This window comes from Phenylobacterium glaciei, assembly GCF_016772415.1.
Taxonomy (GTDB): Bacteria; Pseudomonadota; Alphaproteobacteria; order Caulobacterales; family Caulobacteraceae; genus Phenylobacterium; species Phenylobacterium glaciei.
Genome location: NZ_JAGSGD010000001.1, coordinates 1,922,355 through 1,946,299, shown reverse-complemented (window position 1 = coordinate 1,946,299; position 23,945 = coordinate 1,922,355). Strand labels below are relative to the sequence as shown.

General features: G+C 68.6%; 24 protein-coding genes and 1 tRNA gene. 9 read left to right on the top strand and 16 right to left on the bottom strand.

The features are described from left to right. Nucleotides 1-138: 138 nt before the first annotated feature. Both hspQ and phhA read left to right on the top strand, forming a co-directional pair. Nucleotides 139-525 carry a heat shock protein HspQ gene (hspQ, locus tag JKL49_RS09410; protein WP_215339946.1) on the top strand — a complete coding sequence of 129 codons (387 nt, stop codon included), beginning with the start codon at nucleotides 139-141 and terminating at the stop codon, nucleotides 523-525. 111 nt (nucleotides 526-636) lie between these two features. After that, nucleotides 637-1,491 carry a phenylalanine 4-monooxygenase gene (gene phhA / locus JKL49_RS09405; RefSeq protein ID WP_215339945.1) on the top strand — a complete coding sequence of 285 codons (855 nt, stop codon included), beginning with the start codon at nucleotides 637-639 and terminating at the stop codon, nucleotides 1,489-1,491. 53 nt (nucleotides 1,492-1,544) lie between these two features. Here phhA and JKL49_RS09400 read toward each other — a convergent pair whose 3' ends face one another. The 3 genes from JKL49_RS09400 to JKL49_RS09390 form a co-directional block, all read right to left on the bottom strand. After that, nucleotides 1,545-1,907, bottom strand: a complete 363-nt coding sequence (locus JKL49_RS09400; RefSeq protein WP_215339944.1) for a hypothetical protein — start codon at nucleotides 1,905-1,907, stop codon at nucleotides 1,545-1,547. Between the two features lie 62 nt (nucleotides 1,908-1,969). Further along, entirely contained in the window at nucleotides 1,970-6,154 is a 4,185-nt protein-coding gene (locus JKL49_RS09395; protein WP_249778065.1) for a translocation/assembly module TamB domain-containing protein, read from the bottom strand. Continuing rightward, nucleotides 6,151-7,935: an autotransporter assembly complex protein TamA gene (locus JKL49_RS09390; RefSeq protein ID WP_249778064.1), complete on the bottom strand. Its 1,785-nt coding sequence runs from the start codon at nucleotides 7,933-7,935 to the stop codon at nucleotides 6,151-6,153. Before JKL49_RS09390 ends, JKL49_RS09395 begins: the two co-directional genes overlap by 4 nt. Nucleotides 7,936-8,235: 300 nt before the next feature. On the opposite strand from JKL49_RS09390, the gene JKL49_RS09385 reads away from it, so the two are divergent. From JKL49_RS09385 to JKL49_RS09375, 3 genes are read left to right on the top strand one after another with little or no spacing between them, the layout of a single operon-like run. Next, a complete protein-coding gene (locus JKL49_RS09385; protein ID WP_215342753.1) occupies nucleotides 8,236-9,648 on the top strand; it encodes a circularly permuted type 2 ATP-grasp protein in 1,413 nt (470 codons plus the stop codon). After that, nucleotides 9,645-10,586, top strand: coding sequence for an alpha-E domain-containing protein (locus JKL49_RS09380; protein ID WP_215339943.1), 942 nt, complete (start codon nucleotides 9,645-9,647; stop codon nucleotides 10,584-10,586). The genes JKL49_RS09385 and JKL49_RS09380 overlap by 4 nt, the downstream gene beginning before the upstream one ends. Continuing rightward, a complete protein-coding gene (locus JKL49_RS09375) occupies nucleotides 10,586-11,563 on the top strand; it encodes a transglutaminase family protein (RefSeq protein WP_215339942.1) in 978 nt (325 codons plus the stop codon). Before JKL49_RS09380 ends, JKL49_RS09375 begins: the two co-directional genes overlap by 1 nt. Before the next feature lie 3 nt (nucleotides 11,564-11,566). Here JKL49_RS09375 and JKL49_RS21190 read toward each other — a convergent pair whose 3' ends face one another. The 5 genes from JKL49_RS21190 to JKL49_RS09355 form a co-directional block, all read right to left on the bottom strand. Further along, nucleotides 11,567-11,692: a hypothetical protein gene (locus JKL49_RS21190; RefSeq protein ID WP_283816632.1), complete on the bottom strand. Its 126-nt coding sequence runs from the start codon at nucleotides 11,690-11,692 to the stop codon at nucleotides 11,567-11,569. Nucleotides 11,693-11,747: 55 nt separating this feature from the next. Continuing rightward, on the bottom strand, nucleotides 11,748-12,782 hold the full coding sequence (locus JKL49_RS09370; protein WP_215339941.1) for a sulfate/molybdate ABC transporter ATP-binding protein: 1,035 nt from the start codon (nucleotides 12,780-12,782) through the stop codon (nucleotides 11,748-11,750). Between the two features lie 12 nt (nucleotides 12,783-12,794). Further along, nucleotides 12,795-13,634 (bottom strand): sulfate ABC transporter permease subunit CysW, encoded by an 840-nt coding sequence (gene cysW, locus JKL49_RS09365; RefSeq protein ID WP_215339940.1) that lies wholly within the window; start codon nucleotides 13,632-13,634, stop codon nucleotides 12,795-12,797. Next, the gene (cysT, locus tag JKL49_RS09360) at nucleotides 13,631-14,500 is read right to left on the bottom strand and encodes a sulfate ABC transporter permease subunit CysT (protein WP_215339939.1); all 870 of its coding nucleotides are present in this window, start codon (nucleotides 14,498-14,500) and stop codon (nucleotides 13,631-13,633) included. The genes cysW and cysT overlap by 4 nt, the downstream gene beginning before the upstream one ends. Nucleotides 14,501-14,715: 215 nt before the next feature. Continuing rightward, complete coding sequence (locus tag JKL49_RS09355) at nucleotides 14,716-15,213, bottom strand: RcnB family protein (RefSeq protein WP_215339938.1); 498 nt, start codon at nucleotides 15,211-15,213, stop codon at nucleotides 14,716-14,718. A 195-nt stretch (nucleotides 15,214-15,408) separates the two neighbouring features. Between JKL49_RS09355 and JKL49_RS09350 the strand changes: the two genes are divergently transcribed. Together JKL49_RS09350 and JKL49_RS09345 are read left to right on the top strand one after the other, a co-directional pair. Continuing rightward, nucleotides 15,409-15,483 (top strand) — tRNA-Lys (locus JKL49_RS09350). 79 nt (nucleotides 15,484-15,562) lie between these two features. After that, nucleotides 15,563-16,150, top strand: a complete 588-nt coding sequence (locus JKL49_RS09345) for a hypothetical protein (protein ID WP_215339937.1) — start codon at nucleotides 15,563-15,565, stop codon at nucleotides 16,148-16,150. A gap of 225 nt (nucleotides 16,151-16,375) precedes the next feature. Here the strand turns inward: JKL49_RS09345 and tgt are convergent, their stop codons facing one another. Together tgt and queA are read right to left on the bottom strand one after the other, a co-directional pair. After that, nucleotides 16,376-17,488 (bottom strand): tRNA guanosine(34) transglycosylase Tgt, encoded by a 1,113-nt coding sequence (tgt, locus tag JKL49_RS09340; protein WP_215339936.1) that lies wholly within the window; start codon nucleotides 17,486-17,488, stop codon nucleotides 16,376-16,378. Further along, complete coding sequence (gene queA / locus JKL49_RS09335) at nucleotides 17,485-18,564, bottom strand: tRNA preQ1(34) S-adenosylmethionine ribosyltransferase-isomerase QueA (protein WP_215339935.1); 1,080 nt, start codon at nucleotides 18,562-18,564, stop codon at nucleotides 17,485-17,487. The genes tgt and queA overlap by 4 nt, the downstream gene beginning before the upstream one ends. 63 nt (nucleotides 18,565-18,627) lie before the next feature. Here queA and JKL49_RS09330 point away from each other — a divergent pair, with 63 nt between their 5' ends. Further along, nucleotides 18,628-19,590, top strand: a complete 963-nt coding sequence (locus JKL49_RS09330) for an endonuclease/exonuclease/phosphatase family protein (protein WP_215339934.1) — start codon at nucleotides 18,628-18,630, stop codon at nucleotides 19,588-19,590. On the opposite strand, the gene JKL49_RS09325 is transcribed toward JKL49_RS09330, so the two are convergent. From JKL49_RS09325 to coaD, 5 genes are read right to left on the bottom strand one after another with little or no spacing between them, the layout of a single operon-like run. Further along, nucleotides 19,587-20,039, bottom strand: coding sequence for a hypothetical protein (locus JKL49_RS09325; protein ID WP_215339933.1), 453 nt, complete (start codon nucleotides 20,037-20,039; stop codon nucleotides 19,587-19,589). The genes JKL49_RS09330 and JKL49_RS09325 overlap by 4 nt on opposite strands. A gap of 10 nt (nucleotides 20,040-20,049) precedes the next feature. Beyond that, a complete protein-coding gene (locus JKL49_RS09320) occupies nucleotides 20,050-20,607 on the bottom strand; it encodes an HD domain-containing protein (RefSeq protein WP_215339932.1) in 558 nt (185 codons plus the stop codon). Further along, nucleotides 20,604-21,065: a peptidylprolyl isomerase gene (locus tag JKL49_RS09315; protein WP_215339931.1), complete on the bottom strand. Its 462-nt coding sequence runs from the start codon at nucleotides 21,063-21,065 to the stop codon at nucleotides 20,604-20,606. The genes JKL49_RS09320 and JKL49_RS09315 overlap by 4 nt, the downstream gene beginning before the upstream one ends. Next, nucleotides 21,065-21,937 carry a peptidylprolyl isomerase gene (locus tag JKL49_RS09310; protein WP_215339930.1) on the bottom strand — a complete coding sequence of 291 codons (873 nt, stop codon included), beginning with the start codon at nucleotides 21,935-21,937 and terminating at the stop codon, nucleotides 21,065-21,067. The genes JKL49_RS09315 and JKL49_RS09310 overlap by 1 nt, the downstream gene beginning before the upstream one ends. A gap of 50 nt (nucleotides 21,938-21,987) precedes the next feature. Further along, nucleotides 21,988-22,491 (bottom strand): pantetheine-phosphate adenylyltransferase, encoded by a 504-nt coding sequence (coaD, locus tag JKL49_RS09305; protein ID WP_215339929.1) that lies wholly within the window; start codon nucleotides 22,489-22,491, stop codon nucleotides 21,988-21,990. 197 nt (nucleotides 22,492-22,688) lie between these two features. On the opposite strand from coaD, the gene JKL49_RS09300 reads away from it, so the two are divergent. Next, nucleotides 22,689-23,381 carry a superoxide dismutase gene (locus tag JKL49_RS09300; protein ID WP_215339928.1) on the top strand — a complete coding sequence of 231 codons (693 nt, stop codon included), beginning with the start codon at nucleotides 22,689-22,691 and terminating at the stop codon, nucleotides 23,379-23,381. A gap of 9 nt (nucleotides 23,382-23,390) precedes the next feature. Here JKL49_RS09300 and JKL49_RS09295 read toward each other — a convergent pair whose 3' ends face one another. After that, on the bottom strand, nucleotides 23,391-23,891 hold the full coding sequence (locus tag JKL49_RS09295; RefSeq protein WP_215339927.1) for an arsenate reductase/protein-tyrosine-phosphatase family protein: 501 nt from the start codon (nucleotides 23,889-23,891) through the stop codon (nucleotides 23,391-23,393). Nucleotides 23,892-23,945: the final 54 nt, after the last annotated feature.

Here is a 23,945-nt window from a genome sequence, read left to right as displayed (position 1 = left end):
CGCAGACACCGGTACGGGCGCCTCGTTTCAAGGCGACTGTAGCAAGACCATTCGCCTGCCGGAAGGCGCGCTCTTGAACACGGACGCGTGAGCGTTACGTTCACCTCCCAGTTAGGTACGACGGTGTAGATTCTGTTCATGGACGCTCGACTCGAAAAGCCAAACGCTGGCCACTTGCCCAACCCCGCGGCGATCGCGGACGTGCGGCTGGCCAAGTTCGCCATCGGCGATGTCGTGAAGCACCGCGTGTTCGCGTTCCGCGGCGTGATCTTCGACGTCGACCCCACCTTCGCCAATACCGAGGAGTGGTGGCAGTCGATCCCGGAGCGTATCCGGCCGCGCAAGGACCAGCCGTTCTATCACCTGCTGGCCGAGAACGATGACAACTCCTACGTCGCCTATGTCTCCGAGCAGAACCTGCTGCCCGACGAGAGCGGTGAGCCGGTGGGCCACCCGCAGGCCCCGCTGATCTTCGAATCCTTCGCCGAGGGCCACTACACCCTGCGGCCGCGCATCAGCCACTAAGGCACGGCTGGGGGCTTTTCGCGCCCGCCGACGCAAGGTTTTCGCGGGCGACCCCCGAAAAACGGCGCAGTTCGAACGGAACTTTCGGTCGATTGGCCCCATTCTGCGCTCATGAGCGCTGACGGCTTCACCCCGCCTCCGGGCGCGCGGTCCGACTGGACCATCGACCAGGACTGGGCGGCCTATACGCGCGCCGAGCACCAGGTGTGGATGACCCTCTATGAGCGGCAGTCCAGGCTGCTGCCGGGCCGGGCCTGCGACGCCTTCCTGCACGGGCTGGACGCCCTGGACCTGCATCGCGGCGGCATTCCCGACTTCGCGCGGATCAATGAGGAGATGAACCTGCTGACCGGCTGGAGCGTCGTCGCCGTGCCGGGCCTGGTTCCGGACGAGGTGTTCTTCGACCATCTGGCCAACCGCCGCTTCCCGGCCGGCCGGTTCATCCGCAAGCCCGAGCAGCTGGACTATCTGCAAGAGCCGGACGTCTTCCACGATGTGTTCGGCCACGTGCCGATGCTGACCGACCCGATCTTCGCCGATTATATGCAGGCCTACGGAGAAGGCGGCCTGCGGGCGCTGGACCGGGGCCAGTTGCACAATCTGGCCAGGCTCTATTGGTACACGGTCGAGTTCGGGCTGCTGGAGACGCCGCAGGGTTTGCGGATTTACGGCGCGGGCATCGTCTCGTCCCACGCGGAGTCGATCTTCGCCCTGGACGACCCCTCCCCCAACCGGCTGGGGTTTGATCTGGAGCGGGTGATGCGCACCCCCTACCGGATCGACGACTTCCAGCAGGTCTACTTCGTGATCCCGTCCCTGCAGGCCCTGCTGGACGCGACCCTGCAGGACTTCGGGGCGCTCTATGGGCGTCTGGCGCGGTCAGGGGATATCCCCATCGCGGCGATCGAGCCCGGGGACCAGGTGTTCACGCAGGGCACGCAGGCCTATGCGGCGGCGAAGGCCTAGCGGGGTGTACCGGGGTCTTCCTTCTCCCCTTGCGGGAGAAGGAAACGGGGTTGCTAGCGAAGGTCCTGTTCCATCAACAACCTCAGCCCCCGATCCACCTCAGCCCGCTGCTCCGGCGTGAACAGCGGGTAGCGCTTGGCGGTGCTGCTGGCGGCGGCGACCACGTCCTCGTCGGTGACGTAGATGATCTGGCCCTGGTAGGCGCCGGTCATCGGGACCGTGTGCTTCAGGTGCAGGCCTTCGAGCTGGATGGCGCAGGCCTGGAGGGTCGGGACCTCGGTGCGCATGGGGCGGAAGTCCGGCTTGCCGTTCATGCCGTCCACGAGGCGCCAGCAGACGCCGGTGTGCAACGGGGGCTTGAGCGGCTTCTCGCAGGCCGCCAGCGCCAGCAAAGCCCCGATCAGCACCCGTCTCATGCTCAGTCCCTTCTTGTCGCGCGACGGGCGCCGAAACCGGTGTCCACTTTCGGCTGTCGCGCTCAGTAGTCCTTGCGCCAGCGCACGGCGAGCTTGGCGTCGCCCTGGCTGGCCAGCTTGGAGAGAATGGACAGGTTCTTGCGGACGCGCCACTCCACCTGGGCCGAGGGGCCTTCGCGCCCGCCGCCGGTGAGTTCCAGATAGACGTCGTCAGTCAAATACTTACCGCCGGAAATTGTCATGCCGCTTTCGCCGCCGCCGCCCACCGCGAGCCGGTCTAGGCCGGCGAAGGTGCGCAGGTTGCCGATCACATCGAAGCCGCCCCCGCCCGCCAGGGACGACAGGGCCGAGGCGAGCTGAGCCGCTTCAAGGGGCGACAGCTGCGAGGCCGAGCGGCCGAACAGGACGTTGGACAGCACCTCGTCATTGGGCAGGGTGGGCGTCGACGACAGGGTGATCTCCGGCTTGGCCGCTGTGCCGCGGATGCTGACCACGGCGGTGAGCGAGGGGTCGTCGCGGGTGGCCGAAAGGCTGAGGCGGATGTCCTTGGGCGAGGTGGCCAGATAGACCACGCCACGGTCGTCGAACTCGAACCGCTTGCCGGCGAAGTCGTAGTCGCCGCGCACCACGCGGGCGACGCCGGTCAGGGCCGGACGGCTGGTGGTTCCGCCCACATGGGCGTCCAGGGACAGCTCCACGTCCAGGCCCCTGCCCCGCAGGAACACCCGGCGCGGAGCCTTGAGGGTCACGTCGAGGGCGACAGATAGCCCCGCCCGCGTGGGCGTGAGCGCCCCAGCGCCGGCCAGGTCGACGGGCTTGTTGACCTCCGTGACCTCCATGGCGACCACGCCGGAGGGCGTGGGAGTTCGGGCGGAGACATCGGCCCGGTCGAGGGTCAGGGCGCCGGCCAGCCGGACCTTGCCGTCCACGGCGCGGTCAAGGGTGACGCGACCCGAGGCGGACGCGGTCGCCTGGTCATTGTCGATCAGCCGGAAGGCCGTCAGGTCCAGCTTGAAGGTGCTGACCCCGTCCTGGCTGATCCGGCCGGACCCTGAAACGCTGCCGCCATGGCCATCCACCCCTGTCGCCAGGGAGACGTTGATGACGTTCTCGGTGAGGGTCGAGCGCACGGTGACGTTGCGAAGGGTCAGGCCGGTGGCGCCGTCGGAGAACCGGCCGTCGTCGACGGAGGCCTGGCCGGTGGTCTTCACGTCGGCGAGGGAGCCGCCGATGGTCCCCTCCATTCGCACGCGCCCCGCCAGCTCCCGCTCGCCGCCCACCAGAAGGTCCCAGAGCGGCTTGACCTCACCATCGGCGAAGAAGCGGCCGCGAATGGGCTTCTGGCGGTTGATGGCGACGCGGAACGGCGCGGCCGAGGCCTCGGCCGGCAGGACCAGGTTGGCGGTGGCCTTGAGGCCGCCGGTGTTGGTGAAGTCGGCGTCGAGGGTCATGACGCTGTCGGCCAGCCGGGCCTTGAGCACACCATCCAGGCCCTGAGAGACGTCGGAGCCCTTGGCCCGGGCGTCCTCCAGCCTGGCGTCAAGCGTCCCGTCGAGGCGGGCGCCCTTGCCGGCCAGGTTGAGGTCGGCGTCGATCTTGCCGGTGAGGTCCTCATTGAAGAGGCCCAGACCCAGCTGGCGCAGCTGGGCGCGGACTTGGGCGGTGTCCCCGGCCAGCCTGCCGTCCAGGTCGATCTCACCACCGTCAGAGGCGGCCAGGCGCAGGCGCGCGCTACGCTCGGGGCCGCCGACCTTGAAGACCGCGGTCTCCAGGGTGTGGAGGTCGCGGCGGCCGTAGCGGCCCATGCCGTCGAAGGCGATGAGGTAGCCGGGCTTGGTCCCGGTGATGACGCCCTTGCCGTTGAAGGCCCAGGGTCCGTTGCGCGAGGCGCCCTTGACGTCGGCGGCGTAGGGCAGCCGGTCCAGCGGGCCGTCGGCGGTGACGCGCGCCGTGCTGATGGCCACCTGGGACCCGGGCAGGACGGCGTTTTCGGCCCGCAGGTCGAGGCTGGCGCGGGGGCCGCCCGAGGCGTCGACGATCTTGACCGCGCCGGTCACCTGGCCGGCGGCGAGGAAGGCGCCCTTCCCGAGCGCGATCTTGAGGTCGGCCGACGACGGCGTGGACCGGCGCAGGGCCAGATCGCCCGTGGCTTTCAGGCCGCCGGCGTCGATGGCCAGGTCGGTGAGGTCCACCCCACCCTGCGGGAAGCGGAAAGCGGCCTTGGCCGCCGCCGGCCCGTACTCGCTGGCGGCCGCGAGCGTCACCAGGCCGCTGGAACCGTCGGGGCGGCGCATGAAGGTCAGGGTCATGTGCGCGGCCTTCAGCGGCAGGCGCGGCACGTCGAGGGCGTCGAAGTCAGCCAACAGGTCGGCGCGGGGCTGGCTGAGCGTGCCGGTGATGGCGCCCGCCCCCTTGGCCTTGCCGGTGATCTCCACCGGGCCGGCGCGGAACGGGCCGTCGGCGGACCAGTCGAGCTTGAACTTCAGGGCGCCGTTTTCGAGGACGCCGGCGCTGGAGGCCTTCACGGCCGCGCCGGTGAGGTCGGCGTTGGCGAGCGAGATCTTGCCGCTCTGGATATTGCCCTTGGCGGCGAGGCGCGGCGAGGCGCCCAGAAGGCGGTCGAGTTCGGCGTAGCCCGACGCGAACTTGGCGCCCTTGGCGTCGGCGGTCAGGGTCCAGGGCGTGCCGGGGCCGCCTTGGGTGGCGCTCCAGGTGGCGCTGGCCGAGCCCTTGGCGCCGGTCCTGGCGGCGGCGAGGTTGGAGACCTCAGCCTTGCCCTTGAAGTTGAGGCCGCCGATCAGGCCTCGGCCACCGCTGGCCTGGACCTTCAGGCCGGCGCCGGTGGCCTGCAGGTCGCGCAGGGACAGCCGGCCATCGGCCAGGCGCTGGGCGTCGAAGCTGGCGGCAGGCTTGGCGCCGAGGATGGCGGCGAGCAGGCCGGTCCCCGTCCCGCCCGCGCCGCTGGCCTGGCCCTTCACGCCCAGCACCCCGGCCTTGCGGGTGAGCTGGACCGGACCGCTGACGCGGTCGAGGCCGTAGGATCCGAGCTTCAGGCTGTCGATGGACACCGTGCCGACGAAGCGGGCGTCGTCGGTCGTGCCGGTGAGGATGCCCGCGGCGCGCGCCGCGCCCATCTGCGGCCCGCCGCTGATCTTGGTGAGGTTGGCGGTGTCGAGGGTGAGCGCCAGGCCCTTGGGGCCGGTGCGGCGCTCACCGAGATTGCCCTTGCCCCTGGCGACGAGGGTCAGGTTGGCCGACTGCACGCGAGCGGTCAGATCATAGAGCTTGGGCTCGGCCTTGGCGCCGGTGATGACGAACAGGGCCTGGGGTCCTAGGCGGGCCGACAGCTTGCGAGTCAGGGTCGAGGCGGTGAGGTCCAGACGGCCATTGGCCTGGCCGCCCTGAGGGGTCCAGGCGCCCTGGATCTCCAGGGGCTTGGCGGCGCCGGAGGTGGCGACGGCGGTGATCCTGCCCTGGCTTTCCTTGCCGTCGGCGCGGGCCTTCACATCGAAGGCCTGGTCGGCGGGCAGGCCCGCCGCGCCGGCCAGCGCCCCGCCCTGGGCCTCGTGGACATCGGCGACCAAGAGCAAGGGCCGGGTCTTGCCCAGGTCAAACTGCAGGTTCAGGTGGTCGCCGGCGTGCAGGACGCTGGCGGCGGAAATCTTGCCCTGCTGGCCGCCCCCGCCGCGCTGGACGTCGAGATCGCCCGTCACGTCATAGACCCCGCGCCGGTAGCTGAAGGCCGGCTGCAGCTCCAGGCGGGTCTTGATCAGGTCGATGTCGAAGGAGACCGGCAGGCCGCTGGACTTCTGCTTGGGCGTCAAGGTCGGGCGCCGCAGCAGAGTGACCTGCTCGGCCGTGATCGCCTCGGCGTGCAGTTTTCGGGTCAGGAGTTCGGCGTAACGCCAGGAAATGTCCAGGTTCCGGGCCTCCAGCCAGACGCCCTTCTCGTCAGAGATAGTCAGGCGCCGCACGTTGAAATGGCGCCAGACGTCGCCCGACAGGCCCTCGACCCGCAGCTTGCCGAAGCGGCCGAGCTTCAGGCCATTGGCGCGGGCCTCGATCAGCAGCCGGCCCTGGGGCAGCAGCACGCCGTATCGGGTGGTGAGCAGCAGGCCGCCGAACACGATGGCGATGATCGCGCAGATGGCGACGATGGCCTTGGGCAGACTGCGGCTCCTGGCGACCGCCGCCACGGCCTCTTCCACCTCGTGGACGGCCTCCTCGATGTCCGAGGGCCCGCTCAAAAGCTCTGCCCGATGCTGAGATAGATCTGGAAGGGCGCGTCGCCCTGGCGCTTCTCCAGGGGGATGGCGATGTCGGCGCGGATGGGGCCAAAGCCCAGGTCGTAGCGCACGCCGATCCCAGCGCCCACGCTGAGGTCCTTGCCGCTGGGGATCTGATCGGAGCCCACGGAGCCGGCGTCCACGAAGGCCACCACCCCCCAACGCTTGCCGATCTTCTGGCGCAGCTCCAACGAGCCCTCGAACAAGGACAGCCCGCCTTCGGGGGTGTTGTCCGACAGGCGCGGGCCGATGGCCTGGTAGGCGTAGCCGCGCACCGAGCCGCCGCCGCCGGAATAGAAGCGGCGAGAGGCCGGCACCTCGGGGATCAGGCCGCCGATGATCGAGCCCAGCTTGACGCGCGCCGCCACCACGGTGCGGCCCTTCTCGTCGAAGGGGAAGTAGATCGAACCCTGCGACTGGGCCTTCAGGTACGGCAGGGTGTCGGCGCCGGCGATCAGGGTCGGCTCCAACCGCGCCTCCACCCGCCAGCCGCGCTTGGGGTCGAGGGGATCGTCGGAGCGGTCGAGCGCCATGGCGCCCAGCACCGAGGCGGTCACCAGCTTGCGGCCCAGGGACGAGAGCGTGACCGCCTGCAGTTCCTGCGTCTCGCTGTAGTCCAGCGACCCGCCGAGCGTGACGTGGGAGGTCTTGCCAAAGCGGCGCTCGACGTCGGCGCGGACGCCGACCCCGGTCTCATCATAGGCGTCGGTGCGCACGCGGTAGAGGCCGGCCTGACCCTTCAGGGTCTGCTGGGCGCGACGCCAGTGCGGCAGGGTCAGGTCGGCGCCCAGGCGGCTGTCCACCGTCGAGGCGCGGCCGTAGTAGGAGAGCGTGTCGGCGCGGCCCAGAACGTTGTAGCGGGTCCAGCGGGCGTCGGCGCCCGCGCCTTCGCTGGTGGAATAGCTGGCCCCCAGCTCGATGGTGCGCCGCTTGCGGTCGGCGATGCTGACGATGACCGGACGCAGGCCGTCCGCCGTCGCCTTCTCCTTGCCGGCCAGGGCGACGGTGACGCTGTCATAGACCCCGGTATCCAGCAGCCGGCGCTCCAGTTCGCCCACGTCGTCGGGATCGTAGGGATCGCCCGATTTCCAGGGGGCCAGGCGGCGCAGCCAGTCTGGGTTGGTGCGGCCGGGCGTCACCAGCTCGATGCCGTCCAGGCGCACCAGTTCGCCCGAGACGATGCGGAAGGTGGGGCGGACGCTGTGGTCGGCGTGGTCGACGATCACCTGGCGCTCGGCCGAGACGACGTCGGCATAGCCGCGCTTCTGCACCGCGGCCACGATGCGGCCCTCGGCGCCCAGGACATCGGCGGCGCGGCCCGCCTGGCCATTGGCCAGTCCCATCACCGCCTCACCGGCGAGCTGCACGCCGGGCGCGGGCTCGGGGGCGATCCACTCCACCTTGGGGTCCTGGAGGGTGAAGCGTTCGCCGGGGGTGACCTTCACCACCGGCTGGGCGGGCTCAGTCTCGGTGACGTCGGCCTCCACGGCGTTGGCGTAGTAGCCCTCCGAGCGCAGCACGGCGACGGCGTCCTCGGCCGCCTCACGGGCTCGCCTACGGGCCTCGAAGCGGTTCTCGATGGGCTTGTCGGTCTCGCCGACGGCGTTGGCGATGGCGGTGCGCAGGTTGCTCGAAAGCTCGCCCTGGACGGCAGCCTTCGGCGCCGCGGCGTGCGCGGAGCTGGCCGCCCCTTGGGCGCAAAGCGCCGCTGAGGCGGCGACGGCGAAGACCAGTCGTACCAAGGTCAAGAATCCCAGTCGCCCCCGCCCTGCGGTCTATAGCGGGTCGCCTTGGCTTGTCACCCCGCCGGACACACCGAAGGTGCTTTCAACTTGATCAGAAGCCTGCCCAAATAGTGAGCAGCAACAATCGACACCGCCGCCGATTCCGAAAAGCCACCCCTTAGGTCGGGGCGCTCCCTAGGGTCGGAACCAAGGTGAACCAGAAGGATTGTTGCAAACGTGGAGTGGGGCGTGGCGACGACGAACAGATCGGACACCAACGCCATTGAGACCTCGTTCGGGGCGATCCCCTATGACGAGATGCTTACTCTGGCCGGTGAAGTCCGCTCCCACTACACGGGACTGGACGAGCGGATCGCCACCCTGGCGTCCGAGGACATGGCCGAACGCCAGCGGACGCTGGAGCGGTTCTTCCTGCTGCAGGGTATCACCTTCACCGTCTACGGGGCCGAGAGCTCCACCGAACGGATCATCCCCACCGACCTGCTGCCGCGCATCATCCCGGCCGAGGAATGGGCGACCATCGAGAAGGGCCTGACCCAGCGCCTCAAGGCGCTGAACATGTTCCTGGCCGACATCTACGGCGAACAGCAGATCCTGATGGACGGGGTGGTGCCGCGCGACCTGGTGCTGATGGCCCCCTCCTATCGCCGGGAGATGCAGAACCTCTATGTGCCGCACCAGGCCTACGCCAATGTCTGCGGCTCTGACCTGATCCGCCAGCCGGACGGCGCCTTCGCGGTGCTGGAGGACAATCTGCGGGTGCCCTCGGGCGTCTCCTACATGCTGGCCAACCGCGAGGCGTCCAAGCGGACCTTCCCCGGCACCTTCCGCGCCTCGAACGTGCGGCCCATCGACCGCTATCCCGACCTGTTGCTCTCGACCCTCAAGGGCATGGCGGCCGACTGGCGGCCCAACCCCCAGGTCGTGGTGCTGACGCCCGGCGTCTACAACTCGGCCTATTACGAGCATGCCTATCTGGCCCGACTGATGGGGGCGCCCCTGGTGGAGGGCCGCGACCTCGTGGTCCATGACAACATGGTCTACATGCGGACCACGACGGGGCTGCGCCGCATCGACGTGATCTATCGCCGGGTGGACGACGACTTCATCGACCCCCTCACCTTCCGCCGCGATTCCGGGCTGGGGGTCGCGGGCCTGTTCAACGCCTACCGGGCCGGCAATGTGGTGATCTGCAACGCGCCGGGCACCGGGGTCGCCGACGACAAGGCGGTCTACGCCTACGTCCCGGAGATCATCAAATACTACCTGGGCGAGGACGCCATCCTGCCCAATATCGAGACCTTCCTCTGCCGCGAACCGGCCCAGCTGAGCCACGTCCTGGCCAACCTGGACAAGCTGGTGGTCAAGGCCGTGGGCGCCTCTGGGGGCTACGGCATGCTGATCGGACCGCACGCCAGCGCCAAGGAGCGCAGCGATTTCGCCGACGCCCTGCGCGCCGACCCGGCCAACTACATCGCCCAGCCCACCATCCAGTTGTCCACCGCCCCCTGCCTGATCGACGGCGAGATCGACCCGAGGCACGTCGATCTGCGGCCCTTCATCCTGTCGGGGGAGAAGATCACCGTGACCCCGGGGGCGCTGACCCGCGTGGCCCTGAAGAAGGGCTCCCTGGTGGTGAACTCCAGCCAGGGCGGCGGATCGAAGGACACCTGGATCCTGGCCGGCGACACCGAGGAGGCTCAGCCATGATGCTCGCCCGGGTGGCCGACAGCCTCTACTGGATGGGGCGCTACGTGGAGCGCGCCGAGCACATGTGCCGGCTGTCGGACGTGATGCTGAACGCCACCCTGGACCGCAGCGACGCCGCCACCCAGGTGGCGCGCATCGTGTTGGCCGCCGTCGGCGACAGCGATCTTGAAAAGGCCAAGACGCCCTATGAGGCCGCCCGCGCCCTGGCGCTGGACCGCGAGGACGGCCGGTCCATCACCACCTCCATTGCCCGCGCCCGCGAGAACGCCCGGCAGGTGCGCGACCAGATCACCACCGAGACCTGGGAGCGGCTGAACCTGATCTACCTGCGGGTCACCGGGCCTGGCGCGGCCAAGGCCTTCAACGACGGCTCCTCGGCCTTCCTGCACGACATCATCGCCGACCTGCACCTGTTCCGCGGGGCGGCCGACGCCACCATGAGCCACGGCGAGGGCTGGCGGTTCCTGCTGCTGGGCATGTACCTGGAGCGGGCCCAGTTGAACGGCCGGCTGCTGGAGGTGTTCTTCGGCGACGCTCGCAAACGCCCGATCACCGACCACTTCGCGCTCACCAGCCTGCTGCGGATGAGTTGCGCCCTGGAGCCCTATCTGCGGCGCTACACCGCCGACGTGCGGCCCGAGCTGATCCTGGAATTCCTGATGTTCGATGAGGACTTCCCCCGCTCGATCCGGTTCTCCACCGCGCGCATCGAGGAACACCTCTCGGCCGCCAGCCGCTATGTGGACGCCGGTCACGCCGGGCCCGAGCGCCTGGCCGGCCGCCTGAAGGCGCGCCTGCAATATGCCGATGTCGAGAACATAGAGCTGGGCGGCGCGGGCGCCCTGCTCACCACCGTGCTGGACGAATGCGCGGCGATCCATACGGCGATCTACGACACCTTCGTCGCCTATTCCCTCGAGATGCGGTTGCCAGCCTGATGCTTTTGGAAGTGCGCCACGTCACCCAGTACCACTACGCCGCCGAGGTGCGCGAAAGCGTCATGGAGCTGTGGATGCAGCCCCAGAAGGGTGTTCGGCAACGCCTGGTGAGCTTCGAGCTGGAGCTGGACCCGCCGGCCCAGCTGTTCTCCTACGCCGACGCCTTCGGCAACGCGGTGTACCATTTCGACGTGCCCCAGCCGCACGACCGGCTGAACATCCTGGCCCGCTCGGCGGTGGAGACCCAGCCCACCACCCCCCTGCCCAACGCCCTGGACACCGGCGAGTGGGACCGGCTGAAGAGCGACTTCGTGCGCGGCGAGAACTTCGACTTCCTGCACCACCACGGCTTCGCGGTGGAGACCCAGGCGCTGAAAGCTTTCGTGGCCGAGACGGGGATCGAGCAGCTTCGGGTCCGCGATCCGCTCAGCGCCGTGCGCGAGCTGTCGACCATCATCTACCAGTCCTTCGGCTATGAGGCGGGCGTCACCGACGCCGAGAGCCCCATCGACCTGGCGCTCAAGGCCAAGCGCGGGGTTTGCCAGGACTTCGCCCACATCATGATCGCCATCTGCCGGTCGTGGGGGATCCCTGCCCGCTACGTCTCGGGCTACCTGTTCACCGATCGCAAGGGCGGCGACCGCTCCGATCCGGACGCCACCCATGCCTGGGTCGAGGTCTTCCTACCTTCTCTGCGCTGGGTCGGACTGGATCCCACCAACAATGTGGAGGCCGGCGAGCGTCACATCGCCGCCGCCGTGGGGCGCGACTACAACGACGTGCCGCCGTCGCGCGGGGTCTATAAGGGCGAGGCCGAAAGTCAGCTGGCGGTGGGCGTGTCGGTGCGGCGCGCCAAGGCGGCCCTGACCGAACCGGAGTTCATACGTGTGGCCCAGCCGTCCTTCAGCCGCGCCGGACGCCGCCGCGGCCCGCCCGGCTCCCTACAGTACGACCAGCAGCAGCAACAGCAGCAATAGCGGCTAGACCAGGCGGAACAGCGTCCATCCGAGCAGGAAGGCGCCCACCGCCACGAAGCCGACTTCCACCAGCACGGCGCGCTTAGGCGACGTCCGCAGGGTCATCAGAAATCGGAGAAGATCATCCATGCGCGGCATAACGCCGCCAATTGGTGAATCTCTCGTTAAAGTAGAAGTGACATCTCTACGCGCTAAAGACGTATGCCTTATGAGCGGTCAGGCCGAGCTTGTCGCCGTTCCTCAGACCGTCCGCGGAGTTGCGCTCGAAGGCCGCCTCGATGCGCTGGCCGCCCGGCGTTCGACCCTCGATCTGGGCCACCGGGCCCTGCAAATTGATGCGATCGATGGTGATGAAGAAGCTTTCCTGGCCGGCCGGGGCGCGGATCAGGTCATGCGGCCGGATGAAGGCGACGGCGTCGCCGTCGGCGGTCCCCTGGGCCGGCAGCGCGATCTCGTCGCCCTGGAAACGCCCGGCCCTGACATCCCCCTCCAGGCGGGTGGCCTCGCCCACGAAGCCGGCCACGAAGGCGCCGACCGGATGGTCATGGACCTCCTGCGGCGTGCCCACCTGTTCGATGACGCCGTGGTTGAGAATGGCCACGCGGTCGGCCAGCTCGAGGGCTTCTTCCTGGTCGTGGGTGACGAAGATGGTGGTGACACCGGTGGCGTCGTGGATGCGGCGTAGTTCCTTGCGGAGCGACTTGCGCACCGTGGCGTCCAGGGCGCCGAAGGGCTCGTCGAGCAACAGGACGCTGGGGCTGACGGCCAGCGCGCGGGCCAGAGCCACCCGCTGCCGCTGACCGCCGGAGAGCTGGGCTGGGTAGCGTTTGCCCAGGCCCGGCAGCTCTACGAGGGCCAGCAGGTCCTCGACGCGCTTGGTGATCTCGGCCTTGGGCGGCTTGGCCGCGCCCTTGCGGACGTCGAGGCCGAAGGCGATGTTCTTGGCCAGGGTCATGTGGCGGAACAGGGCGTACTGCTGGAAAACAAACCCCACCTGGCGCGCTGCGGCGCTGGCATAGGTCATGTCGGCGTCGTCGAACAGGATCTGGCCCTTCTCGGGGAACTCCAGGCCGGCGATGGCGCGCAGCAGGGTGGTCTTACCCGAACCCGAGGGACCGAGCAGGGCCAGCAGCTCGCCGTCGGCGATCTCAAGGCTGACGCCATTGAGGGCCGGGTAGCGGCCGAAGGTCTTCTCCACCGAGCGGATGGAAATGGTCATGGGGTCTCTTGGTCAGTGACGGGCCGGCCGCGACTGCGGCTGAACCATCTCGAGCAGGGTCTTCAGGGCGAGCGTAACGATGGCCAGGGCGCAGAGCAGGGCGGCGACGGCGAAGGCGCCGACGAAGTCATACTCGTTGTAGAGGATCTCCACATGCAACGGCATGGTGTTGGTCAGGCCGCGGATGTGACCCGAGACCACCGAGACCGCGCCGAACTCCCCCATCGCGCGCGCGTTGCAGAGCAGGACGCCGTAGAGCAGGCCCCAGCGGATATTGGGCGCCGTGACGCTCCAGAAGGTGCGCAGGCCAGACGCGCCCAACGAGACGGCCGCCTCCTCCTCGTCCACCCCCTGCTCCTGCATCAGCGGAATCAGCTCGCGGGCGATGAAGGGGAAGGTGACGAAGATGGTGGCCAGGATGATGCCGGGGATGGCGAAAATGATCTTGATGTCGTGGTCGATCAGCCAGTCGCCGAACCAGCCCTGGGCGCCGAACACCATGACGTAGATGAGGCCGGCCACGACGGGCGAGACCGAGAACGGCAGGTCGATCAGGGTGATCAGGAAGCTCTTGCCCGGGAAGTTGTGCTTGGCCACGGCCCAGGCCGCGCAGACGCCGAAGAAGGCGTTGAAGGGCACGGTGACGGCGGCGGTGATCAGGGTCAGCTTAATGGCCGAGACGGCGTCGGGGTTCTGGATCGCCTCCAGAGCCGGCCGCCAGCCCCGGCGCAGGGCCTCATAGAAGACCGAGACCATGGGCAGCAGCAGGACGAAGGCCAGGAACAGGGCCATGACGGCCAGGATCACGACCTTGACCCAGGGGGCATCCTCGGTGGCGTTGCGCGGGGTCATGCCGACCGCTCCCGCGCCCAGCCCTGGATGCCATTGATGACGAACAGCATCAGGAACGAGGCGGCCAGCATGACCACCGCGATGGTGGCGGCGCCGGCATAGTCGTACTGCTCCAGCTCGATGATGATCAGCAGCGGCGCGATCTCGGACTTGTAGGGCATGTTGCCGGCGATGAAGATCACCGAGCCGTACTCCCCGATGCCGCGCGCGAAGGCGAGCGCGAAGCCGGTCAGCCAGGCGGGCGCCAGGGCCGGCAGGATGACGCGGGTGATGGTGTCGAGGCGGTTCGCACCGAGGCTGGCGGCGGCCTCCTCCACGTCAGCCGAGAGGTCACGCATGACCGGCTCGACGGTGCGCACCACGAAAGGCAGGCCGATGAAGGTGAGCGCCACGACGACGCCGAGCGGCGTGAAGGCGATCTTCCAGCCGAGCGGCGCCACCAGCGACCCCACCCAGCCATTCTCGGCATAGAGGGCCGCCAGGGCGATACCGGCCACCGCGGTGGGCAGGGCGAAGGGAAGGTCGATCAGGGCGTTGAGCACGCCCTTGCCGGGAAACTCGTAACGGACAAGGGCCCACGCGGTGATCAGGCCGAAGACGCCGTTGATCAGGGCGGCGATGAAGGCCGCGCCGAAGGACAGGCGGTAGGCGGCCAGCGCACGCTGCGAGAAGGCGGCGTCCAGGAAGTCAGGCAGGCTCTGTTGTGTCGCCTTGAGGCCGACCGCCAGCATCGGGATCAGGACGATGGTGGAGAGCAGGGCGATGGTGACGCCCAGGCTGAGCGCAAACCCGGGAATCGCCGACCGACGCCGAATGAATGGCCGGCGCGCCACGGCGGGCGTCGTCGTCAGGGCCTTGGCGGTCATGTCGCGCTCGGAGCCTCGGGATGCACACGAAAACGCCGCGCCGCAGGAATGGCTTCACCTGCGACGCGGCGATGCCGTGGAGTTAATTCCTAGCGCCTCTATAGCCAATGTAGAATTTCTGAGTCCGGGACCTGAAAGCCTGACCACAGGCGCGAGAAAGCCCCGCCCTCATTGAAGAGGACGGGGCTCCCGACGCCACTAGGTGCGCTTAGTGCCTAGCGACCGTATCCGTTGCTCAACACCTGAGCGATCAGGCCGTTAATCAGCGAGGCGAGTACATACTCGTTACCGGCACGCATCCATTGGTAGCCAGCTGGCGGCTGGCGCAGGCCGTAACGGCGGTAGTCGCTCACATAGTAGTTGGAATTGCGATATTCCCTCGGCAGGCGTTCGCCCCGGCGCCACGAATGGCCGCCGTTGTGGTGCTGATGACCATAGGCATGGCCATAGTGGTTGCCCCGGCGATCATCCCGACGGTCATGGTAGCGATCATCGCGGTCGTCGTCGCGATCATCGCGATTGTCGTAGCGACCATCGCGGTTGTCATACCAACCGTCGCCGTACCGGCCGCTGTCGCCGTCGTCATAGCGGTCGTCCTCAGAGCCCAGTTGATACTGGTTCTGATAGTCACCGCGATACTGCGACGGCTGCGCCATGGCGGCCGTGCCGCCCAGCAGGGAGAGCGCGAGGGCGGCGGCGATTGCGCGTTTCATGGGGTGTCCTTTCACGGAGCTTCAAACCGGCTGGCTCTCGGCGTTATCCCCAAAATGCGAGTTCCGCCCTGAACCTGTTTTGAACAGGCCTGGTCATCTCCGGTTCATCCTGACGGCGAGCACGACTTGCTCCCCGCAGGGACGCGCCCTATGGTCCGCGCCGCTTCGCCCGGCGCGCTTTTGCTCGCCGCGCAAGGGCCGGTAGCTCAGTGGTAGAGCATTCGACTTTTAATCGAATGGTCGTGGGTTCGACCCCCACCCGGCCTACCAACATATCGCCGCATATGTTGGTCCTCGCCTGCAACCGGCGGGCTTTCCAAGGTGAACCCCCAAGCTCTACTATTGGAGGATGCGCACGACACTTTGCATCCTCCCGATCCTGGCCGTGCTCGGCGCCTGCACCACGGCGCCGGCCGATGGCTCGCCGGAGATCCAGACCAGTTCGGCCGCCAACCGCGAAAGCGTGCGGGGCGCGGTCGCCTCGCCGCTGCGCGACGTCAATGTGCTGCGCACCAAGATTCCCCAGGTGCTGCTGGACGCCATGGCCGATCCCTACGCCCTGCCCAATCCCGCCAACTGCGCGCGGATCACCGGCATGATCCTGCCGCTGAACGGAGCCCTGGGCGCCGACCTGGACGAGCCCGCGCAGGACGAGGACGACCTGATGGTGCGCGGCCGCGGCGCGGCCCTGGGGGCGGTGGCCGGGGCGGCCTCGGACCTGATCCCGTTCCGGGGCTGGGTGCGCAGGCTCTCCGGCGCCCAGCGGCATGACAGCCTGGTCACCGCCGCCATCAACGCCGGCGCGGTGCGGCGGGCCTATCTGAAGGGCCTGGGGGAATCACGGAACTGCAAGCTGCCGGCCCGGCCGTCGCACGATCTGGTGGAGCGCGAAGCGCCGATGCCCGAGACGCTGAAGCCCCGCTACCCGATCCGCTAAAGTCCAGGTCCAATAGGCGTCGAGCCAGGCGGCTCCTTCTCCCCTTGCGGGAGAAGGTGGCCGGTCGGAGACCGGTCGGATGAGGGGTCGCACTCCCCTCTCCGCGTATTCTGAAACACCCTAGCCCGAGAGGCCTTTCGACGCCTCATCCGACCCTGCTCCGCAGGGCCACCTTCTCCCGCAAGGGGAGAAGGAAACGGGGCATCGCGAATTCGGAACTAAACCCTACGCCTGCTGGCGGCTTTTGAAGTCCTTCCGGAACTGCTCGAACCGGCCTTCCGAAATGGCGTCGCGCATGGCCTGGGTCAGGGCCTGGAAGAAGGCGATGTTGTGCCAGGAGAGCAGGACCTGGCCGAGGATCTCCTCGGACTTCACCAGGTGGTGCAGATAGGCCTTGGAATAGTGGCTCGAGGCCGGACAGGGATTGGTCTCGTCCAGCGGGGTGTCGTCCTCGGCGAAGCGGGCGTTCTTCAGGTTGACCGAGCCCTCCCAGGTCCAGGCCTGGCCGTGGCGGCCCGAGCGGGTGGGCAGGACGCAGTCGAACATGTCCACGCCCCGGGCCACGGCCTCCACCAGGTCGATGGGCTTGCCCACCCCCATCAGATAGCGCGGCCGGTCGGCGGGCAGCATGGCAGGGGCATAGTCCAGCACCTCGCACATGGCCTCATGCCCCTCCCCGACCGCCAGGCCGCCCAGGGCGTAGCCGTCGAAGCCAGTCTCGATCAGGCGCTCAGCGGACTCGCGGCGCAGGTGCTCGAAGGTGGAGCCCTGCTGGATGCCGAACAGGGCCTGGCGGTCGCGCTCGCCGAAGGCGGCCTTGGAGCGCTGGCCCCAGCGGGCCGACAGCAGCATGGCGTCGCGCGCGCGGTTCTCCTCGGCCGGCCAGGCGACGCATTCGTCCAGCTGCATGACGATGTCGGAGCCCAGCAAATCGGCCTGAATCTCGATGGAGCGTTCCGGGGTCAGGATGTGCTTGGAGCCGTCGATATGGCTCTGGAAGGCCACAGACTGCTCGGTGACCTTGGCGATCTTCGACAGGCTCATCACCTGGAAGCCGCCGCTATCGGTGAGGATGGGTTTATCCCAGCGCATGAAGTTGTGCAGGCCGCCCAGGCGCGCCACCCGCTCGGCGCCCGGCCGCAGCATCAGGTGATAGGTGTTGCCCAGGATGATGTCGGCGCCGGTGGAGGCCACCTGATCAACGGTCAGCGCCTTGACGGTGGCCGCCGTGCCCACGGGCATGAAGGCCGGCGTGCGGATGTCGCCGCGGGCGGTCTTCAGCACCCCGGTGCGGGCCTTGCCCTGCGTGGCGGTGATCTCGAAGGGGAAGGCGCTCAAGGCTCAGCCCTCCAGAGCAGGCTCGCATCGCCGTAGGAATAGAACCGGTAGCCCGTGGCGATGGCGTGGGCGTAGGCGGCGTGCATGGCCTCATAGCCCGCGAAGGCGCAGACCAGCATGAACAGGGTCGACTTGGGCAGGTGGAAGTTGGTCATCAGGCCGTCCACCGCGCGGAAGCGGTATCCGGGGGTGATGAAGATGGCGGTTTCGGCGGCGAAGGGGCGGACGACGCCATCCTCGCCGGTGGCGCTTTCCAGCAGCCGCAGGGAGGTGGTGCCGACGCAGACGATGCGGCCGCCAGCGGCGCGCGCGGCGTTGAGGCGGGAGGCGGTTTCCTCCGTCACTTCACCGTATTCGGCGTGCATCCTGTGGTGGGCCAGGTCATCGGTCTTCACCGGCAGGAAGGTGCCGGCGCCGACGTGCAGGGTGACGAACGCGATGGCCACGCCCTTGTCCCGCAGGCGCGCCATAAGCTCGGGCGTGAAGTGCAGCCCCGCCGTGGGGGCGGCCACCGAGCCGTCGTCGCGGGCATAGACGGTCTGGTAGTCCGCGCGGTCCTGGGCATCCTCCGCGCGCTTGGCGGCGATGTAGGGCGGCAGGGGCATGGCGCCGCGCTCGGCGATGGCGGCGTCGAGGTCAGGGCCCGCGAGATCGAAGGACAGGGTCAGCTCGCCGCCCTCCCCCTTCTCGGTGATGGTGGCGTCCAACACCCCCAGCAGGCAGGCGCGATCGTTGGTCTCGCCGAAGGCCACGCGGTCGCCCACGGCCAGGCGCTTGCCGGGCTTCATGAAGGCGGTCCAGCGGCTGGGGGACAGGCGGCGGTGCAGGGTGGCCACGCAGGCCTGCTGGTGCTCGCCGCGATAGCGGGTCCCCTTCAGGCGGGCGTTGATCACCCGGGTGTCGTTCAGCACCAGGACATCGCCGGCGCGGAGCTGGTCTGGCAGGTCCGACACCCGCAGATCGGCCAGCGGCGCGCCGGGCGTGACGCGCAGCATGCGGGCGGAATCCCGGGGGCTGACCGGCCGCAGGGCGATGTTGTCGTCGGGCAGGTTGAAGTCGAAGTCGGCAAGTTGCATGGCGAGGCGTGAAGGCCACGCGCGCCTTCACGCGTCAAGCGCCAGACCATGCTAGAGGCGCTTATGCGACTGTTCCGAATCGCCGTGACCGGCCTGCTGGCCGCCCTGATGTTCGCCGAGGGCCTGGCCAGCGCCGTGGCGGCCCTGGTCGCCCAGGCTGGGCGGATCGCGCCGCGGCCCGACATGCTGGCCCACTTCGCGCCGTTCTGGCTGATCGGCGCCGCCGTGGTCGTGGCCTATGGCCTGCTGTTGGCGCCGCGCGCGATGCGGACAATCTTCCTCACCGTGGGCGGGGTGGGGGTGGTGGCCAGCACTGCGCTGATCCTGCCGGAACTGACCCGGCCCATGAGCCCCCGCGCCCCGGCCGACGCGCCTCACCAGATCAAGCTGATCCAGTTCAACGTCTGGGCCAGCAACCTCGAGATCGACCGGACGGCCCAGTGGATCGCCGACCAGGACGCCGACATCGTCATCCTTGAGGAAGCCCGCCCCGCAATCCGCGACGCGGTGCTGAAACGCCACCCCTACAACGTGGTCTGCAAGACCTGCTCGGTGGTCATCTTCAGCAAGGCCAAGGCGACGGAGACCGACGTCCCCTCGGAGGTCCAGCACGGCCCCCGGCCCTCCATGGCGCGTGCGACCTTCCAGGACGAGGCAGGCGATTACACGGTCCTGGGCCTGCACTACACCTGGCCCACCGCCGACGGGATGCAGCAGGCCCAGGGCCGCATGGTCAGCAACGTGCTGAACCGGCTGCCCAAGGAGCGGATGATCCTGACCGGAGACTTCAACTCCACCCCCTGGTCGTTCTCACGGCGGCGGGAGGACGCGATGTTCGGGCTGGAACGACGGACCAAGGCGCTGTTCTCGTGGCCCGCCTATCTGGGCGCCAAGGTCCCCTTCCCGTTCCTGCCCATCGATCATGTCTATGCCGGCAAGGGCTGGCGGACGGTGAGCGTCAAGCGTGGCCCCCGGCTGGGTTCGGACCACTATCCGGTGATCGTCACCCTGGCGCGGGCCCTCTAGAGGGCGCGGCGGGCCTTGGCCAGGTCGCGTTCGGCGGCGCGGCGGGCGTCCTCGTAGTGTTCGGTTTCGGCGGCCTCGCGAGCGTCCAGAGCGGCGCGCTGAGCGGCCATCTCGGCGATGGCCTCGTCGTGCTCGGCTTCGACGCCCGCCAGCCGGGTCTCGGCCTTCTCGATCTGGCGCAAGGCCGCCTTGGATGGGCCCTTGGTTTTGACGGTGTGGGGCAAGGCGGCAGGACGCGCGTTGCTCTTGGCCGGCCGGCGCAGCACTTCGCCCGGCTGGGCCAGGGCGGCCTTCATCAACTCGGGGTCGTCGGTTTCGTGGGCCGCGCCGTTGGCGAACAGGTCCTGGTGGGCCTCCCAGGCGGCCAGGGCCTTGGGGCGTGAACTGGCGGCGACCACATAGTCGGCCAGGCCGTCAGAGGTGACGAAGACCTTTAGCTTGGCGGCCATCCCTGCTCCCTCAGGCCAGGGAGGCGATCTCCCGGGCGATGTTGGCCCGCGCAACGTCCTCGAAGAGGGCGCGCAAGGCCGGGTCGGGATAGATAACCGGGGCGTCGAGGAAGTGTTGCATGACCTTGGCTCGGCCGACGCGCCAGGCGTCGTCGGGCACATGAGCGTATTCGGCCCGCACCTGGCGGCTATAGGCGTCGTAGTCCAGAGGCGCGGCGGCCAGGATGGTCAGGTCGATGGAGACCAGGATCTCGCCCAGGCGGTCTTCTTCCTCCACCACGTGACCGGCGGTCAGGCGGATCAGCCGGGCCACTTCCTCGCGAGCATGGAGGGAGACGTCGAAGTCGCGGAGATCGCGCTTGGCCATCTCCGCGCTCTTGGCCTCGTTGTCCGAAGCGGTCGGGTCGTAGACCGCGTCGTGCCACCAGATGGCGTAGGTCAGCACCTGGCGTTCGGAGTCCATCAGGTCGGGAACCTGATCGAGCAGCGCCAGGCACTGCTCGATATGGGTCCGCGTATGGTAGCGCCTATGCGGCTGCGCGTAGGCGGCTTCCAGGTCAGGCGTCACGCGTCAGCCGCGACCTTCATGGAGACGATCTTGCCGGGCGCGCGCGGCGGCTCACCCTTGGGCAGGCCGTCCACCAGGTCCATGCCCTCGGTCACTTCGCCCCAGACGGTGTACTGGCCGTCCAGGAATTTGGAGTCATCGAAGCAGATGAAGAACTGGCTGTTGGCCGTGTTCGGCTGATTGGTGCGGGCCATGGAGCAGACGCCGCGGACGTGGGGCTCCTTGGAGAACTCGGCGGTCAGGTTCGGCTTCTTCGAGCCGCCCGAGCCGGTGCCGGTGGGGTCGCCGCCCTGGGCCATGAAGCCCGGGATCACGCGGTGGAAGACCACGCCGTCATAGAAGCCCTCGCGGGCCAGTTCCTTGATCCGGTCAACGTGTCCGGGCGCCAGGTCCGGGCGCAGCTTGATCGTCACCGGGCCGCTTTCCAGCGTCATGATCAGGGTATTTTCGGCGTCCATTACTTCACCTCTGAGGGAATTCGAATTGCGCAGGCCGTGAAATCGGCCCCCATCTCGCCACGCACATTGGCGATCTCGGCCTTGAACCAGGCGCTCGCGGGGTCGATCACCCGAACCTTGGGGCGTTCGGCGGCGGGGATATCCGCCATTACGCGGACCTTCAACATCTTATCGGGATCGGTCACCGGTTCGCCCACCTTGATGGCGCGCACGACCTCCAGGCCGGAGATCACCCGGCCGAAGGCGGTGTAGCGCTTTTCCAGGGACGGATAGGCCTGGCGCATCAGGAAGAACTGGCTGTTGGCGCTGGCCTCGGCCTCGCCGCGGGCCATGCCGGCGACGCCGGGGCAATAGAGGCCCCAACCGGAGATCTTGCCGTCCTTGGTCATGGGCATGAGCATCGAGCTCTGGGTCATGACCGGCAGGGCGCCGATGAAGCCGATCTCGGCCACCGTCTGGTCGGCGACCTGGACGAAGGGAGTCTCAGGCCCGCGGCGGAAGGTGAACTCGGCCGCCAGGTCCGGCTTGTCGGAATTGCCCTCGCCGGTGTCCTTGGGGTCGCCGGTCTGGGCCATGAAGGCGTCGATCACCCGGAAGAAGCTGCGGCCGTCATAGAGGCCCGAGCGGGTCAGTTCCTTCACCCGGGTCACATGGCTGGGCGCGACCTGGGGGGACAGCTCCACCAGGATCCGGCCCTTGTTGGTGTCGATCACCAGGACGTTGTCGGGATCGGGCGTGCGCCAGTCGGCGGCGGCCGGCGCGCCAGGCGCCGGCGGCACGACAGGGACGGCGGGAGCCTTGGCCTTGGGCGCAGCGAGCGCGGAGCCGGCGAGCGCCAGGACCGCCGTGGAGATCAGGAGTTTGCGGATCATCGCTCACTCCTAGCTGGGCGCGGCGAAGATCGCCACCCCGTCGGCGCGTCTCAGGCCTGTCCTGCAGCCACCTTGGCCATCAGGGCGTCCTTGACGGCGGGGCTGACGAACTTGCCCACCTCGCCGCCCAGGATGGCGATTTCCTTCACCAGCTTGGACGACACCGCCTGGTGACGGGGGTCGGCCATCAGGAACACGGTCTCGATCTCGCGATCGAGCTGCTGGTTCATGGCGGTCATCTGGAATTCGTATTCGAAGTCGGCCACCGCGCGCAGGCCCCGGACGATGATGCTGGCCCCGACTTCGCGGGCGAAATGGATCAGCAGGCCCTCATAGGGCTGGACCACGATCTCGATGTCCTTGGGCAGGCTGGCGGCCAGTTCGCTCAGGATGGCGACGCGCTCTTCCAGGGTGAACAACGGCCCCTTGCCGGCGTTGATCGCCACCCCGATCACCAGCTTGTCCACCAGCTTCACGGCCCGGCCGATGATGTCGGTATGGCCATTGTGGATCGGGTCGAAGGTGCCCGGATAGATCCCGACGCGGGTGGCCATTCGCCTGTATCCCCCAACTGTTCTTGCCTTCGGCTTTGGCCGGGCGGGCTCGCGAAGGCAAGCGCTAATTGCTCGGGGCGTGACCACCTGTAGGCGCCGCCAAGGCTTGTGGCCGATGGCGAAGGGGCAGAACCTCCGGTCGGCGCGACACTAGGCGGCCATGCCGGGCGACAGATCGCCGAAATCGGAGAAGCAGAATGACACAACCCAGCCTCGACCGCCGGTTCTTGATCGGCGGACTTGCCATGGCCGGCGTCGCCGCCGTGAGCGCAGCCTCCGCGCAGACCCCGCCTGCGAGCGCCCCGGCCGCCCAACCGCTCCCCTTCGACCCGAAGGGCGTGCCGGGTCTGTCGGAGAAGCTGCTCGTCAGCCATCACGACAACAACTATGTGGGCGCCGTGAAACGGCTCGGGGCCATTCGGACAGAGTTCGCCAAGCTCGATCCAGCGGCCGCACCAGGCTTCATGCTCAACGGGTTGAAGCGCGAGGAGCTGATCGCCTGGAATTCGATGATCCTGCACGAGGTCTATTTCGCGGGCCTCACCGGCGGCGTGGCGGCCAGCCCCGCCCTGGCCCAGGCGATCGAGCGCGACTTCGGCAGCCGCGACCGGTGGGCCGCGGAGTTCGCCGGCATGGGCAAGGCCCTGGGGGGCGGGTCCGGCTGGGTCCTGCTCACCTACAGCCGGCGCGACGGGCGGCTGGTGAACACCTGGGCCGCCGACCACACCATGACCCTGGCCGACGGCGCACCGCTGCTCGCCCTCGACATGTACGAACACGCCTACCAAATGGACTACGGCGCCAAGGCCGGTGACTACGTGAACGCCGTCATGAAGGCCGTCTCCTGGGGCCACGCCAACGATGCGTTCCGTCGCGCCAGCGCGCTCTGAACTCAGGGCTTACGCGCCTGTACAGGAACGCGCGGCCACCTCGTCCAGCAAGGCCTCGATCTTCGGGGCCAAAGCCGCGCGGGCCCCCTCATACTGGCTGTTCCAGGAGGGAATGTCCCAGGCCCGCGCCCTCTCAAGTCCTGGCGCCTGGGCCGCCTCGTCGAAGGCGATGACGATGTCGGCCTGGGCGCTGTCGCCGGTTTCCAGGCGCCTCAGAGCCTCAGCAGCCGGATCGATCCCATCAGCCCGCAGGTGCGCGGCCAGGACGGGGGAGGCGTGATCCTCGGGCGTGACTCCGCGGGATTGGGCAACCACCGCCAGGCCACGCCGGGACGCCGCGTGCTTGAGGGTCTCCCGGGCGATGGCGCTCTTCACCGACCCCGCCGGACAGACGAAGAGCACCCGAGGCGGTGGGCAGGGCTTTGCCTGGGCCGCCGCGGCCGGGCGCGCCAGCAGCAGCAGGGCAAGGACCGTGGTTCTGCGGGTGACGTCGGCGGGGGATAGGATCATCGCGCTTCCTCCATACGGAGTTGCGCGGTTCTTGGGCCTGAGGGCCTAACCGGG

Bases quoted from the DNA above. Each gene is read 5' to 3' on its own strand.
- hspQ (WP_215339946.1), top strand. From the start codon at position 139: ATGGACGCTCGACTCGAAAAGCCAAACGCTGGCCACTTGCCCAACCCC.
- phhA (WP_215339945.1), top strand. From the start codon at position 637: ATGAGCGCTGACGGCTTCACCCCGCCTCCGGGCGCGCGGTCCGACTGG.
- JKL49_RS09400 (WP_215339944.1), bottom strand. From the start codon at position 1,907: ATGAGACGGGTGCTGATCGGGGCTTTGCTGGCGCTGGCGGCCTGCGAG.
- JKL49_RS09385 (WP_215342753.1), top strand. From the start codon at position 8,236: ATGCTTACTCTGGCCGGTGAAGTCCGCTCCCACTACACGGGACTGGAC.
- JKL49_RS09380 (WP_215339943.1), top strand. From the start codon at position 9,645: ATGATGCTCGCCCGGGTGGCCGACAGCCTCTACTGGATGGGGCGCTAC.
- JKL49_RS09375 (WP_215339942.1), top strand. From the start codon at position 10,586: ATGCTTTTGGAAGTGCGCCACGTCACCCAGTACCACTACGCCGCCGAG.
- JKL49_RS21190 (WP_283816632.1), bottom strand. From the start codon at position 11,692: ATGGATGATCTTCTCCGATTTCTGATGACCCTGCGGACGTCGCCTAAG.
- JKL49_RS09370 (WP_215339941.1), bottom strand. From the start codon at position 12,782: ATGACCATTTCCATCCGCTCGGTGGAGAAGACCTTCGGCCGCTACCCG.
- cysW (WP_215339940.1), bottom strand. From the start codon at position 13,634: ATGACCCCGCGCAACGCCACCGAGGATGCCCCCTGGGTCAAGGTCGTG.
- cysT (WP_215339939.1), bottom strand. From the start codon at position 14,500: ATGACCGCCAAGGCCCTGACGACGACGCCCGCCGTGGCGCGCCGGCCA.
- JKL49_RS09355 (WP_215339938.1), bottom strand. From the start codon at position 15,213: ATGAAACGCGCAATCGCCGCCGCCCTCGCGCTCTCCCTGCTGGGCGGC.
- JKL49_RS09345 (WP_215339937.1), top strand. From the start codon at position 15,563: ATGCGCACGACACTTTGCATCCTCCCGATCCTGGCCGTGCTCGGCGCC.
- queA (WP_215339935.1), bottom strand. From the start codon at position 18,564: ATGCAACTTGCCGACTTCGACTTCAACCTGCCCGACGACAACATCGCC.
- JKL49_RS09330 (WP_215339934.1), top strand. From the start codon at position 18,628: ATGCGACTGTTCCGAATCGCCGTGACCGGCCTGCTGGCCGCCCTGATG.
- JKL49_RS09325 (WP_215339933.1), bottom strand. From the start codon at position 20,039: ATGGCCGCCAAGCTAAAGGTCTTCGTCACCTCTGACGGCCTGGCCGAC.
- JKL49_RS09315 (WP_215339931.1), bottom strand. From the start codon at position 21,065: ATGGACGCCGAAAATACCCTGATCATGACGCTGGAAAGCGGCCCGGTG.
- JKL49_RS09310 (WP_215339930.1), bottom strand. From the start codon at position 21,937: ATGATCCGCAAACTCCTGATCTCCACGGCGGTCCTGGCGCTCGCCGGC.
- coaD (WP_215339929.1), bottom strand. From the start codon at position 22,491: ATGGCCACCCGCGTCGGGATCTATCCGGGCACCTTCGACCCGATCCAC.
- JKL49_RS09300 (WP_215339928.1), top strand. From the start codon at position 22,689: ATGACACAACCCAGCCTCGACCGCCGGTTCTTGATCGGCGGACTTGCC.
- JKL49_RS09295 (WP_215339927.1), bottom strand. From the start codon at position 23,891: ATGATCCTATCCCCCGCCGACGTCACCCGCAGAACCACGGTCCTTGCC.